General features: G+C 42.3%; 10 protein-coding genes and 1 tRNA gene. 10 read left to right on the top strand and 1 reads right to left on the bottom strand.

Features of this window, described 5'->3' with window-relative positions; translation table 11 throughout:
- The first annotated feature begins 113 nt into the window (after positions 1 to 113).
- From AAHN97_RS12595 to AAHN97_RS12570, 6 genes are all read left to right on the top strand, one after another.
- Positions 114 to 187: transfer RNA gene (locus tag AAHN97_RS12595), tRNA-Pro, on the top strand.
- Between the two features lie 396 nt (positions 188 to 583).
- A complete protein-coding gene (locus AAHN97_RS12590; protein WP_343307986.1) occupies positions 584 to 3,574 on the top strand; it encodes an SMEK domain-containing protein in 2,991 nt (996 codons plus the stop codon).
- Between the two features lie 163 nt (positions 3,575 to 3,737).
- Positions 3,738 to 4,706 carry a hypothetical protein gene (locus AAHN97_RS12585; RefSeq protein WP_343307985.1) on the top strand — a complete coding sequence of 323 codons (969 nt, stop codon included), beginning with the start codon at positions 3,738 to 3,740 and terminating at the stop codon, positions 4,704 to 4,706.
- 126 nt (positions 4,707 to 4,832) lie between these two features.
- Entirely contained in the window at positions 4,833 to 5,963 is a 1,131-nt protein-coding gene (locus tag AAHN97_RS12580; protein ID WP_343307984.1) for a TlpA disulfide reductase family protein, read from the top strand.
- A 56-nt stretch (positions 5,964 to 6,019) separates the two neighbouring features.
- The gene (gene fdhD / locus AAHN97_RS12575; RefSeq protein WP_343307983.1) at positions 6,020 to 6,874 is read left to right on the top strand and encodes a formate dehydrogenase accessory sulfurtransferase FdhD; all 855 of its coding nucleotides are present in this window, start codon (positions 6,020 to 6,022) and stop codon (positions 6,872 to 6,874) included.
- 11 nt (positions 6,875 to 6,885) lie between these two features.
- A complete protein-coding gene (locus tag AAHN97_RS12570; RefSeq protein ID WP_343307982.1) occupies positions 6,886 to 9,312 on the top strand; it encodes an FdhF/YdeP family oxidoreductase in 2,427 nt (808 codons plus the stop codon).
- Here the strand turns inward: AAHN97_RS12570 and AAHN97_RS12565 are convergent.
- On the bottom strand, positions 9,257 to 9,934 hold the full coding sequence (locus AAHN97_RS12565; protein ID WP_343307981.1) for a helix-turn-helix domain-containing protein: 678 nt from the start codon (positions 9,932 to 9,934) through the stop codon (positions 9,257 to 9,259). The two genes, AAHN97_RS12570 and AAHN97_RS12565, sit on opposite strands and share 56 nt — an antisense overlap.
- A 104-nt stretch (positions 9,935 to 10,038) precedes the next feature.
- On the opposite strand from AAHN97_RS12565, the gene AAHN97_RS12560 reads away from it, so the two are divergent.
- From AAHN97_RS12560 to AAHN97_RS12545, 4 genes are all read left to right on the top strand, one after another.
- Complete coding sequence (locus tag AAHN97_RS12560) at positions 10,039 to 10,431, top strand: YbjN domain-containing protein (RefSeq protein ID WP_343307980.1); 393 nt, start codon at positions 10,039 to 10,041, stop codon at positions 10,429 to 10,431.
- A gap of 23 nt (positions 10,432 to 10,454) precedes the next feature.
- Positions 10,455 to 11,165, top strand: a complete 711-nt coding sequence (locus AAHN97_RS12555; protein WP_343307979.1) for a PspA/IM30 family protein — start codon at positions 10,455 to 10,457, stop codon at positions 11,163 to 11,165.
- 6 nt (positions 11,166 to 11,171) lie between these two features.
- Entirely contained in the window at positions 11,172 to 11,828 is a 657-nt protein-coding gene (locus AAHN97_RS12550) for a hypothetical protein (RefSeq protein WP_343307978.1), read from the top strand.
- A gap of 62 nt (positions 11,829 to 11,890) precedes the next feature.
- A complete protein-coding gene (locus tag AAHN97_RS12545) occupies positions 11,891 to 13,918 on the top strand; it encodes a flotillin family protein (protein WP_343307976.1) in 2,028 nt (675 codons plus the stop codon).
- The last annotated feature ends 7 nt before the right edge of the window (positions 13,919 to 13,925 follow it).

Below are 13,925 nucleotides of genomic sequence, written 5' to 3'. Positions count from 1 at the left end.
ATTTATGCTTTCGTCTGTTCCCTGAAATTGGGATAAAAAGGGGGCTAATAATTTTTATAAATCAAATTAATGTTTACTTTTGCATCCCGTCAAATAGAACGGGTACCGGTTTTCGGGACGTAGCGCAGCCCGGTAGCGCGCTTGCATGGGGTGCAAGAGGTCGCTAGTTCGAATCTAGTCGTCCCGACAAGCTTTAAGGTCATCTGAGAAATCGGGTGGCCTTTTTTGTTTGGGTATTTCTTTCTTTGCAATTAAGAAATTAACCTATCTGTTCTTTTACCTTGAATTTCTTCCGCGTGCCCTGCATTCACATATTTTAGCGATTTATCTGCCCCATGGCTATTAATTTTTCGCAGACTGATTGGTAGCCAAACTGGTTCATGTCGTATATTGGGGATAATTAAGCGTGAATACAAATTAGTATTAACTTATAATTTGCACTTCCCTTCCTGCAACAAAACATATTGCTGCTTTTCCATAATGACTTTTTTTTATTATTTTAGATAATATGGAAATATAACCCATCATCTACGATATATAAGCAATTGTTGTTTCCAAATTTAGCAGCTAATAATTTGTTATAATGGTAAGGAAGGATCTGATTGAAAGTATTGTTAACTATGCAAGTCTTTTTGTTTTACAGATAAAAGGCCAATCTGCCATGGATTATCATGATGTCAGTATTCATGCAGAACAAACTTCCATTCCCATTTTAAACAAAGTCTTTGACTTAGAACTTAAAAGTGCGAATGAGATCAAAAGAAATCATCCTGCGATAGATTTAATTGATGATAAAAAAGGAGTTGCTTTTCAGATTACTTCCACAGCTACTCAAGAAAAGATTGAAAAAACACTACGGGGGTTTGTTGATAATAATCTATACGAGTTATATCCGACCCTCTATATCTATATTTTAACCGAGAAAAGATCAAGCTACAGTATTGCCAAACTTAAGCGTATTGTAAACGATAAATTCGACTTTGATCCCAATGTTCATATTATTGATTACAGGCATATTCTTGCACGTATCAGATTTATAAGCTCTCTTGATGCCTTAAATGAAATTGCGAATTTTTACGAAAAATTATCGGCCATATCCATATCTCATGTAACTAGCTCTATAGAGAATCAGCAGCATGTGGCTAGATTTAAGGCTGGAAAGCAATTGTCTTATATCGATCGTGTGAAGAATGAACTGGAAGACGTAATAGGCACGAAAAATATTCACAGAATTCCTGAGCTTCCTGAATTATTTAGTAAGATTTCGGGTTTGGAAGATAAATTATCAGATAAAGAAAAAGAACTGAAGGAATGCCGTACAGCCCTGGATAATTACCCGGATCATGAAGCTTTACACGATGTTCTGACCCGAGCATATGTGAATTCGATGAATGAGTGTGAGGTTTTAAAGCAAATGATTGAACAGGAGAAGATGGTAGTGAGTACATTGTCTCAGAACATCAGACACCAGAAAGAATTTCTTGATCAAATTAACCAGCAACAGGTTTCTGAAAGAATGAAAGAGGCTAAAAGACTCTTTGAGGAAGGTGAATATGTGATGGTTAATCTACTACTAAACTATGAAGGCCGACAGAATTATATTAGCAAAAAATTGGAAGAAAAGGGAAGGCAGTCTATTGAATTAAAAGCCCTGGCTAATGAAGAAGTATTTCTTGCTTTAAGTATGCTACAAAAACAGAACTGGTCACAAAATATCCACGAGATCAGAGAGCATTTTGAGCAGTCCATTGAATTAGGGGGATACGGGTTTAATTCCTATCAATATTCATTTTTTCTGGAAGATATAGAGCTGCAGAAAGAGGCCATCGATATTTTAACAAAAACAATAGCACACATTCCCGATGATGAAATGGAGAACAAAGCAGCCTCATTGAGAAGATTAGGTAAGTTATTACAGGATTCTGATGAAGGAGGTGCTTTAAAAGCATTTACAGAGGCCATTGCTATTTATGAAGATTTATCTGAAAAGGATAGTGATGGCTATGCATTTTTATTGGCGGATTGCTTATTCGGATGTGGTACGCTGCAGATGAAAAAATCGCTGGAGCTGGCGAGAGTTTCTTTAGATCGGGCTGTAATAATATTGGGAACACGTAAAAAGCCACCGGACCTGAACATCCGGAAGCTACAATACCTGACGCTGATTGGTTTAGGATCATTGCATCAAAAACGTGATGATACAGACTCGTCAATTGCTTTTCTTAATCTTGCCTTATATATGGGGGCCGGAATTTCTCTTGACAATCCGGAAGATGATCTTTTATATCTTCTTGAAGCCGTTAAGCGATTTCGTATTTTATTCGGAGAGGAAAAAGAGGGGCCTCATTCGGATGTAATTTATAAACATGGCCTTCGTCACTTTGTGAGAATTCAGAAGTGGCACTCTCAGGATGACGCTTATAATAATGCAAAGGCATTAAACAAACTAGGCCTATTTCTGCTTCAGGCCCAAGAAACTACAGGAGCTGGTATTTGCTTTAGGGGCGCTTTAAAGATATTTAAAGCCTTGGATAAAGAGGGTTATTCCTGTCTGCCCGATATTTCTTCCAGTTTGGAATGGGTTGGATTTATCCATATGACCGCTAACAATGTAAAGGCACAAAAAAAAGTATTATTGGAGGCATTGAATATACGTAAGCAACTTGCTGAAACGGATCCTGTTGGAAATTTGCCGGAGGTAGCATCTTTATTGAATAATTTATATAATAATTCATTTATAGCTGTTGGACCTTCTCAGTACTATAAAGCGTATCCTTTTTTTGATGAAGCTTTGGGGATTTATAAGCAACTTGATGAGCGATACGAGAAGCCACACTTTATAGGTTGGTTGCAGTTGTTGCAAAACAGAAGCATCTTTCTTTCAAAAGGTCTGGATAAGACAGATGTGATCGTTTGGTATCAGGAGTTTATTGGTCTAATAAGCCGTATACCGCCTAAATCGCTTCCATCTTACGAAAAAAATATATGCAAGAGTATTCATGAGGTAGGGGAGTTATTACTTAAGAATGTAAGCGCAGACCATCATCTTTTTTTAACAATGGCAGAAGATCTTATCAAGGCGAGAAATAATCTGGTTAATAAAAACCCTAAAGAATACGATATTTATTTATTATATGCATTTCTTGAAGTGGGGTATAAACTTGCTGATATAGAGCAATGGGAAAAAGCCTGTCCTTATCTTAGAAACGGCATAGATCTATTGAAAGAACTAACAAAAAAATATCCAGATAAATATGATAAAGAAATTGTGATGCCAACGCTTAAACTGGCTCAAGGATATGATAAACTGAAGGATTATGCCAGCTCAGCAGGCTGTTTCGCGGATTTATGCAGCTATTTTGAATCCAGGCTAATAGAACATCCTGAATATCATGATATTATGGTGTCAATCATGCTTTCTCTTACCGAACAATTGTTGTTGGATGATCAGAAAGAGCAGGCGTTAAATTATATTACCAAAGCGATGACATATTTGTCAACAATGACGGATTCTTCTGAACAAAATCGCTTAAAAGGTTCATTTGAAGAATTGATAAAGGAACACTTTTTATAATTCTTTAAAGTGGAATTTGTTTTATGAGAGCTCTTATTATTACTTTACTGAAATATAGGCAAGAGGCCGCTAGTTCGAATCTAGTCGTCCCGACAAGCTTTAAAGGTCATCAGTTTACTGGTGGCCTTTTTTGTTGTAAATTGGGCTTAATTAATTTGACCCTATGAATAAATTAACAATTGCCCTATACAGCCTATTGCTACCTGCTTTAACCTATGGCCAATCCCGGGAGCATAAAAAGGACTTCAACAAAGACGGTGTAATGGACCAGCTTATTATTACTGAGGAGGCCGGTTCTGCATTTTCATCAAAGGAAATTCAATACTTTGATGGTAAAACAAAGAAGCAATATGGGTTTTCTATGCTTTGTTCATTTGGGAGTTTCTTTGAGATCTGCAATATTCCCAATGTAGTAGGTAGTTCAGGCCGAGAATCAATCGGGGAGCTATTATTTTGCAGGAAAGATACTATTGATCCTTCATTAAATTGGTTGATGGAAGCTTGTTCCAATAAGATTGACCTGAACGGATCACAGTTGGTAGATTTCTCAACAAGATATACACCTGTATGGATAGCTGGTGAGCCAAAGGTCACACAAGGATATTATACAATTTTGAGTAATAAGAAGTACGAAAAGTTGCTCAAAAACACAGAAGGTTCACCTGACTTTGATTTTAATAAAATGAAATCTGATTTCTTCTGGATTGATTACTACCCGCATAACCATACAGATTTCAAAATCACAAAAGGAGAAGGAAACAGCTGGATCTATACAACTTCCCATGGTGTTGTGATTAAAAAAGATGATAAATATAGCTGGGCCTTTATAAACGATAACAAACTTTTTGAAGCAAACGAAAAATTAAGATGGCCTTCAATCGATGATGTTCAAATGATCCAGGAGTTAGTATTGGTGAAGCAAGATATTAATACAGGAGACACGAATCTGTTTATCATTAATCCTATATCAGGTTTTGTAATGCGCTTAAATAAAGTTTTTGCTGGTCTAGGGTCAATTGCGAAAGTGGTAGTAAACAAGGAGGAAGATAGTGTTGAATTAAGTGATACATCTGGTAAAAATTACTCCCTGACTTTAAAAGTTATTAAGGAGGCTTTTTATAAAGCGTTCTGAGTATGATTTGTCTTTTTCATTTAAAATCGATTAATTCGTTTAAATCAGATTTTAATGGCAAATGCAAGGCATTATCAAATACCTGCAGATCAAACCCCGGATATGGCAAATAGTAAAATCCTATTCATGATAAAAAACGCCATTTTAACCACACTGCTCATCTTACCCGTACTCATGGTATCAGGACAAAGCAACGTGACGATCGAAGGTCATATCAAAGGCTTGCCTGCCGGTCAGTCTGTCTATTTACAGTCATTCTCCGCTCCCACGAAAGACTCTGCCGTAACTACATCCGGACGTTTTATCATTAGCACCCGTATCGAACCCGGTGAGGCGAATGCTTATATACTGCAGATTGGCAGGTCTCACGGCAATTACGATGGAATGGTCTTATACCTCGATGAAGGAAAGGTGCGCATCAATGGTAAAGGCCCTGGATTCAAGGATGCCAAAGCAACCGGTACCACCGCACTGAAGGATTACAATAGCCTCCATGCTGAGATGGATAAAATACCACAACTGCAACATCGCAAAGCGTTGTATGAGAAGTCGCATGAACTATACAGAAAAGATTCCGTTGCTTACCGGGCCATACTACCTGAACTGCAGCAAATGCAGGAAGCAGAGTCCGCCTTCACCATTAATTGGGTGAAGAAACATCCGTCTTCCCCCATCGGTGCCTATCTGATTATGGATCTTGGGCGTAATATAAAGCTTGCTGAAAAAGAGACGCTGTACAATTCCCTGGACGAATCCGCCCGGAATAACACGCCGGCGAAGGAACTGGAAGAGAAATTCCGTTCCGTCAAAGCCGCTGTATTAGGAAAAGCAGCTCCGCTTTTTACACAGAACGATACACTTGGTAAACCGGTAAACCTCGCAGATTTTAAAGGGAAATATGTGTTGGTGGACTTCTGGGCGAGCTGGTGCGTGCCCTGCCGCGCTGAGAATCCGAATGTAGTAAAAGCTTTCAAACAATATCAATCCAGGAACTTCACCGTGCTCGGCGTTGCTTTCGAGCGACCAGGGGATAAGGATAAATGGATGAAAGCTATTCACGATGATAAACTAACCTGGACACATGTATCCGATCTCAGGCATTGGGATAATGCTGCGCGCCAGTTGTTCGGTATCCACTCAATTCCTTCCAATGTGCTCATAGGGCCGGATGGCGTCATCGTAGGCAAGAACCTCCGCGGGGAAGAGCTGTTCAGAAAACTGAAAGAACTGTTAGGGCCCGCTTCTGCGGAAGAGTAATGGATCGGAATATCTCATTAATATCGTAAATTCAGGAGCACATTAATAATTTGATTATGGAAATAAACAGTCTGGAAATGCCTTCCATCAAACAGGTTGTTATCAGCAGGAGGGATGGTCTCTCCATCTCAGAGTTTTCCGATATACTTTCTGTAGAAGAGCCGTTGGAAATAAAAATAACCTACAATACCGGGAAGGAGAGAACCCAAAAGAACATCTCAGTCACAATGCGCACCCCCGGAAACGATCAGGAACTGGCTGCCGGCTTCTTATTCACAGAAGGCATAATTTCTTCCAAAGAAGATATAAAAACCATCTCCAACATAGGTAATACCGTGATCGTAGAACTCACGGAAGGATTTATGCCGAATCTGATGCAATCCGACAGGAACTTCTATACAACTTCCAGTTGCGGTGTTTGCGGAAAAGATTCCATTCAATCCATAAGAACAGTAAACGCATTCTGTCATTTAAATAAACCGCAGCTAACCCTGCCAACTGATCTGCTTTTCCAGCTGCCGGATAAGCTAAGAGAAGCCCAAAGAGGCTTCGCAGCCTCTGGTGGCCTCCATGCATCTGGCCTTTTCTCCCTGGATGGAAAATTGTTGCTGCTGAGGGAAGATGTAGGCAGGCACAATGCGTTGGATAAACTAATTGGCGCCGTGCTGTTCGAAGAAGGCCTGATGCCCTTGAACCAGCACGTTTTACTCCTCAGCGGAAGAGCAAGTTTTGAATTAATTCAAAAAGCTGCCATGGCAGGTATTTCAATTGTTGCCGCCATTGGTGCCCCATCAAGCCTGGCTGTAGAGCTTGCTAAAGAGTTTGATATAACCCTCCTGGGATTTCTGAAGGAGAACAGGTTTAATATATACAATGCAGGCAAGAACGTTTTATTCGCGAATAAATCCTAAATAAAAGGAACATGCAGGAAGGTCAACATAATAAAGAAGCATTGCGGGTAGATCAATTTAAATTATTACCCAATGCAGAAAACCCCTATAAACTAACCGGTCTGAAACTAACACCGCTAAAAAAATGGGCTGCCGGTATTCCTGCTGTTAAAGCTGCATTGGCGGATCTTTTTGAGCAAGGCATACCTCTTCGCGGAGCAAAAGCTTTATTCAAAATGAACCAGTTTGGCGGCTTCGACTGCTCCAGCTGCGCATGGCCAGACCCTGATGATGACCGGTCTGCCCTGGGTGAATATTGCGAAAATGGCGTGAAAGCACTGGCAGAAGAAGCAACCACCAAAAAAATAACTGCATCGTTCTTTAAACAAAATTCCATTTATGACCTGGCCAAATTGAACGATTACGAAATTGGCCGTTTAGGAAGACTAACAGAGCCGATGTATCTCCCCGCAGGCGGTACCCACTATCAGCCGATCACCTGGGATGATGCTTTTAAGAAAATAGCCACACATCTCAACGCATTGGATTCCCCGGATGAAGCTGCATTTTACACTTCCGGAAGAACGAGTAATGAAGCATCATTTGTCTACCAGCTTTTTGTCCGGGAGTATGGCACCAACAATATGCCGGACTGTTCCAATATGTGCCATGAAACATCCGGAACCGCTTTGCGCCCTACTATAGGGATCGGAAAGGGAACAGTAAAACTGGAGGATTTCTATGACACAGATGTAATTATGATCATCGGCCAAAACCCGGGTACCAATGCCCCCAGGATGCTGAGTGCGCTGGAAAAGGGCAAAAAGAACGGCGCTAAGATCATTGCCGTCAACCCTTTGCCCGAAGCCGGATTAATGGGCTTTCGTAATCCCCAGGAGATTGGCGGCGTTATAGGCCATGGCGGTAAACTCGCAGACCTGTATCTACCGGTAAAAATAAACGGGGATATGGCGGTATTAAAGGCCATCGAATTGCTGTTGCTCGATTTTGAAAGGAAATCTCCCGGCGAAGTATTTGATCATGAATTCATAAAAGAAAAGACGGTAGGTTATGATGCGTTTGTAAAACAGTTTGAAAATTACACATTAGCAGAACTGGCAGAAGCATCCGGTGTATCTCAGGCAGATCTTTATGAAGCCGCTCAAATGCTGGCATTTAAAAAACGGATAATTATATGCTGGGGAATGGGTATCACCCAGCAACCCAATGGGGTGGACATGATCAAAGAAATGCTCAACATACTTTTATTAAAAGGAAGTATGGGAAAACCCGGAGCCGGTGTTTGTCCTGTGAGAGGTCATAGTAATGTGCAGGGGAACAGAACCATGATGATCAATGAAAAACCAACCAATGCGCAATTGGACCGTCTGCAGGAAGTTTTTGGTTTTAACCCGCCGCGTAAACATGGATATGATGTAGTGAGGGCCATAAAAGCAATGCAGGAAGGGAAACTGAAGGTGCTTTTCTGCATGGGCGGCAATTTCTTATCCGCTACACCAGATACCACTTATACCGCTGCTGCCATCAGGAAATTGAATTTAACAGCATGGGTTTCCACAAAGCTTAACAGAGGACATTTAATACATGGCAAAGAGGCGATCATCCTGCCCACGTTATCCCGTAGTGATCTCGATATTGTAAATGGGGAACTACAGATTGTCAGTACGGAAAACTCCATGGGTGTTGTGCAGTCATCCAAAGGAATGCTAACACCTGTATCTGATAACCTTATTAACGAAACGCAGATTGCCTGCCGCTTAGCAATAGCCACACTTCAGAACACAGTTGTAAACTGGCAGCGTTATGCCGATAGCTATGATGCAGTAAGGGATGATATAGAAAAATGTATTCCCGGCTTTGAAAATTACAACACAAGGGTACGGGAGAAAGGAGGGTTCTATCTGCCGAATGCCGCACGGGATGGGGAATTTGAAAACCAAGTGCCCTTTACGCTGACTAGCGTACCTGAAAACAGGCTTGCTGCTGATGAATATATGATGGCTACTACACGTACGCATGACCAGTTTAATACCACCATTTACGGATTGGATGATCGTTACCGGGGCGTTAAGAATGAACGCCGTGTGATATTCATGAATGAAAAAGATATGGAGAAGGCAGGTTTCAAAGCAGGGGATAAGGTAGATCTTTTTAACTATGATGATAACAGGGAGCGGATTGCCCCTTTATTCATTATCGTTGCCTACCCGATACCTGAGAAAAATACAGTCACGTATTTCCCTGAAACAAACGTTTTGGTTTCTGTGAATAATGTGGTGAAAGAGAGTAATATGCCCGCATCAAAGTATGTGAAGATTAAGATTAAAAAACACACACCTGAAATATATGAACGGGTGAAAGAACTGGAGGCAGAGCAGGCTTTTAGCCTACCCGCTGATACACCCCAAACAATTTCCAGAACAACTTCTCCTGCTTAAAGTTAAAGCGGTGTTTCTTAAAATCATTTAGTACCAGGTCTGTTTGCCCGTCCTTTATTTCAAACTGGCCGATCATAATTTCATGCTCAGCAGCATACAGCCCCGTTTTATGCTGGCACAAATGAATATTTTGCTGCGTTACTTCTTCAAAGATCAATACGTTGTTCACCTGGAATTGGGAAGTAGAAGCGTGGCGGGGTATGTTATGGTTAAAAGTAAGTGCCACCAGTTGCAGGTTGCCAGCCTCCGGCAATACCAGCTTCGGAAATGTAGCCCATTCATTAAACTGCAGTTCGCGGTGACTGCATTTCATATAGATATTATCGTTCATGAAAGGCACCTCGCGCATCTGCAGGTTGATGATATGATTGGCATCATCAATGAGCTTGTCCCCATTGAATTGCAGGATTTCATTGATCGTCAGCGTCTGCTTCACAAAGTTATCCAGCGGAATGCAAAAATGATTGGCAATGCGTACCACGGTATCAATCCGCGGTTCCGCCCGGTTTTCCTCATAAGACGAAATATTCCCCCTGGTAAGCTCAAAGAGATCGGCAAAAGCCTGCTGGCTAAGGCCCTTTGTTGTTCTTATCTTCTTGATGTTGGCTCCTATATTTGTCATCCCCACAAATATAAGGCAAAATATTTTATCATAACTGCTAATTTAATTTGCAATTGTGTTTTGTTTTTGTACATTTGATGAGGAAAAAGCATAAAACAACCCGAATGAACTATATCGATACCATTGAAGATTTTGCTACCAGGCTCAATTGCCGGATCGTTTACAAAAATGAGCAGAACGGTATTCTGAAGATCGATAATCAGCCTGATGGTATTCATAATCTGATCATTGGCATTGCCCCGCCTATTTTAATTATGGAGCAGTACCTTTTTTCGTTCCGTGGTGACCATGCGGAAATGTTTAAAAAACTGCTGCAGAAAAACAGGGATACCATACACGGTGCCTTTGTAATTAATGAAGAAGGTAATAAAGTGTTGTTCCGGTACACCATGCAGCTGGGGAATATCGATTTTAATGAGTTCGAAGGTGCCATTAACTCACTGGGCCTGCTGCTGAGCGAGTATGCACAGCAGATCATTGACTTTTCGAAATTATAGGAATATAAATAAAACATTAAGCCATGAACATTTTCAAACGACTTTTCAGAATAGGCCAGGCGGAAATACATGCCGCTGTAGAAAAAATGGAAGATCCTGTTAAAATGACGGAGCAGGGGCTGCGTGAATTGCGGCAGGACCTGGTGGACGCAACGGAAGCCTACGCGAAAGTGAAGGCCCTCGCTATCCGCACGGAAAATGAACAGGCCAGTTGCCAAAAAGAATCGCTTAATTATGGAGAAAAGGCTATTTTGATCATGCAAAAAGCCCAGGCTGGACAAGTTGACCTGGTAAAAGCGGAAGAACTGGCCCGGGAAGCGCTTTCTTTACGGCGCAAATTCTATACGGAATCCGAAGAGCTGAGCGCACAGGTAGTGGCTTTACAACAATCTTCCGCTGAGATGCTCCGGAACACCGAGATCCTCAGGGATAACATGGATAAGTGGGAAAAGGAACTGAGAACACTGAAGGCCAGGGCCAAAGTAAGCAAAGCTACCGAGCAGGTGAACAAACAACTCGCCCAGCTGGATAATAACGGAACCATTGCCATGCTGGAGAGGATGAAAGCCAAAGTGGAAGATCAGGAAGCATTGGCCAAAGCCTATGGGGAAATTGCCCGCGAGAAAAACACATTGAAAGATGAATTGAATACACTTTTAAAAGACGACTCTTTATCTATTGAAAAAGACTTAAAGGCGATCAAAGAAAAACTGGGTATCGCTGATAATTCCTGATGATCTATGAATATAGTTGACCTGTTATTTAATCCACTCAGTAACGCCATTATGACTGTAACTACAGGCGTTACCGTTATATACTGGATCTTTAACCTCATTTTCGGCAACGTGCTGGGCGATGGAGACCTGGATGCAGATGGCATTGACACGGATGTGGATGCCGATGCCGACCTGGATGGTGATGCCTCCACCTGGGATAAGTTGCTGGCCTTTGTGAATGTAGGCAAGGTGCCCTTCATGATCGTTTTATCTGTTTTCAAACTAATTGCCTGGATTTTTACGCTGGCCTCGTCCATTGTGTTTAACCTTATTACCTGGGGCTGGATGTCCGTTTTCATCCTGATACCTGTTATTATCGTAGCTTTCATCATTACCCGCTTCGCTACCAGGCCACTCATTAAACTATACCATGCTATGGGCTATAACGGGGAAGAGGCGTACGACCTGCTGGGCCGCAACGCCCGCATGCTGTCTGCCATTTCCGGCGATACCATTGGATTCGCGGAACTGAAGGTGCAGGGGGATGTAGTGCGTATTAACGTAAAAAGCAAAACCGGTGAAGCCATCCGTTTCGATGCTGATGTGATGATCATGGATGAATCGCCGGATAAAAAATATTATATCGTAGTGCCCGAAGTTAACCTGGCAAATATTGTGTAGGCATACTTCTCTTACCTGAATGAAAATACATCAATCTTAACATTAAAATCAAATTCAAGACTATGGGAGCTTTAGGAGGAATCACCTTGCTGTTTGTTGGCGGTGTTGTTTTTCTGTTGTTCATTATTCTGTATGCCTTCGCCGCATGGTACCGGAAAATACCTCAGGGCAAAGCTATTGTGCGCACCGGTGTGGGTGGCGGCAAAGTGGCCTTTAACAGAGGTATGTACGTGATCCCCATTTTGCACAAAATGGAAATCATGGATATATCCGTGAAGAAACTGCAGATTGACCGGATGGAAACGGATGGTTTGATCTGTAAAGACAATATCCGTGCAGATATCAAAGTGGCGTTCTTTGTTCGGGTGAACAAAAACATCGATGACGTACTGAACGTGGCACAGATCATTGGTACGGAAAGAGCCAGTGATGTAGACACACTGCGCAATCTTTTTGAGGCCAAGTTCTCTGAAGCACTGAAAACCGTTGGTAAGAAATTTGATTTCATTGAGCTGTACGAAGCACGCCGCGAATTCAGAACAGAGATCCTCAATATCATCGGCACCGACCTGAACGGTTATATCCTTGATGACTGCGCCATCGACTACCTGGAGCAAACGGAAATGAAATTCCTGAGCGCACAGAACATTCTCGATTCGCAGGGTATCAAAAAGATCACCGAGCTCACAGCGGAACAAAATATCAAAGCCAACCTGATCAAACGGGAGGAAGAAAAAGTGATCAAGAAGCAGGACGTGGAAGCACGGGAAGCTATTCTTGAGCTGGAGCGTCAAATGGCAGAGAAAGAAGAGAAACAGAAAAGAGAGATCGACAACATCCGTGCACGCGAAAATGCAGAGATCATAAAGGTGCGTGAGGAAGAACGCCTCAGATCCACGTCTGTCCGTATTAAAACAGATGAATCACTGGCCGTTCAGGAAGAAAATAAACTTCGCCAGATCATCATTGCGGAGAAAAATAAACAACGTACGGATGCGGTAGAAACAGAAAGAGTGGAGAAAGACCGTGCCCTGGAAGCCACCGAGCGTGAGAAGATTGTAACACTGGCGCAGATCGAAAAGGAGAAAACCCTGGAGGTAGAACGTAAAAATATCCAGGATGTGATCCGCGACCGCGTACGCCTCGAGAAAGGTGTGGTAGAAGAGCAACAGGGCGTAAAAGACCTGGAAGCCTTCCGTGGCGTTGAACGTGAAAAAACAGTAGGTATCACCAAGGCTACCCAGCAGGCAGAAGAAAAACTGATCTACACGGTGAAAGCTGCCGAAGCTGAAAAGAAAGCGGCAGAAGAAAAAGCCAAACAAATGGTGATCGATGCAGAAGCGAAGAAAGAATCAGCCATCAAGGAAGCGGAAGCCCGCAAAATGCTGGCGGAAGCGCAGGCGAGGGAAGAAGCTGCTGTAGGTTTGTCTGAAGCTGAAGTGATGATTGCGAAAGCAGAAGCTACAGAAAGACAAGGTATCGCGGATGCCAACATCATTGAGAAAGTGGCGGAAGCGAGAAGGAAAGAAGGGCTTTCCCAGGCTGAAGTAACCAAAGAAAAAGCCATGGCGGAAGCTGCAGGTATAGAAGAAAAAGCGGAAGCCATGAAGAAGCTGGACGCAGTAGGCAAGGAGCACGAAGAGTTCAAATTGCTGCTCACCAAGGAAAAAGATATCGCATTGGCGCAGATCAATATCCAGAAAGATATTGCAGACGCACAGGCCGCGGTACTCGGCGATGCCCTCAAATCTGCCAGAATTGATATCGTAGGTGGTGAAACCATGTTCTTCCAGAACATCATCAACCAGGTATCTAACGCCAAAGGCTTCGACCGCCTGATCAACGAAAGCGAACATGCTACACATATCAAAACTGCCCTCATCGGCGATGGCACCAATAGTGGTGATCTGCTGGCACGCATCCGGGATTTTGCGGATAAATACAACATTTCATCCAACGATATTAAAAACCTGACAATCTCCAGCCTGCTCCTGAAAATGCAGCAGAACAGCACGGAAAGCGACCGCTCTTCACTGCTGAACCTGGCGGCACTGGCCAACAGTCTGGGTATCTCTAATAAGAAGTTGTAAAAATACC

This window comes from Chitinophaga niabensis (assembly GCF_039545795.1).
Taxonomy (GTDB): Bacteria; Bacteroidota; Bacteroidia; order Chitinophagales; family Chitinophagaceae; genus Chitinophaga; species Chitinophaga niabensis_B.
This window is presented reverse-complemented; position numbering and strand designations above follow the sequence as displayed.

Bases quoted from the DNA above. Each gene is read 5' to 3' on its own strand.
- AAHN97_RS12590 (WP_343307986.1), top strand. From the start codon at position 584: ATGGTAAGGAAGGATCTGATTGAAAGTATTGTTAACTATGCAAGTCTT.
- AAHN97_RS12585 (WP_343307985.1), top strand. From the start codon at position 3,738: ATGAATAAATTAACAATTGCCCTATACAGCCTATTGCTACCTGCTTTA.
- AAHN97_RS12580 (WP_343307984.1), top strand. From the start codon at position 4,833: ATGATAAAAAACGCCATTTTAACCACACTGCTCATCTTACCCGTACTC.
- fdhD (WP_343307983.1), top strand. From the start codon at position 6,020: ATGGAAATAAACAGTCTGGAAATGCCTTCCATCAAACAGGTTGTTATC.
- AAHN97_RS12570 (WP_343307982.1), top strand. From the start codon at position 6,886: ATGCAGGAAGGTCAACATAATAAAGAAGCATTGCGGGTAGATCAATTT.
- AAHN97_RS12565 (WP_343307981.1), bottom strand. From the start codon at position 9,934: ATGACAAATATAGGAGCCAACATCAAGAAGATAAGAACAACAAAGGGC.
- AAHN97_RS12560 (WP_343307980.1), top strand. From the start codon at position 10,039: ATGAACTATATCGATACCATTGAAGATTTTGCTACCAGGCTCAATTGC.
- AAHN97_RS12555 (WP_343307979.1), top strand. From the start codon at position 10,455: ATGAACATTTTCAAACGACTTTTCAGAATAGGCCAGGCGGAAATACAT.
- AAHN97_RS12550 (WP_343307978.1), top strand. From the start codon at position 11,172: ATGAATATAGTTGACCTGTTATTTAATCCACTCAGTAACGCCATTATG.
- AAHN97_RS12545 (WP_343307976.1), top strand. From the start codon at position 11,891: ATGGGAGCTTTAGGAGGAATCACCTTGCTGTTTGTTGGCGGTGTTGTT.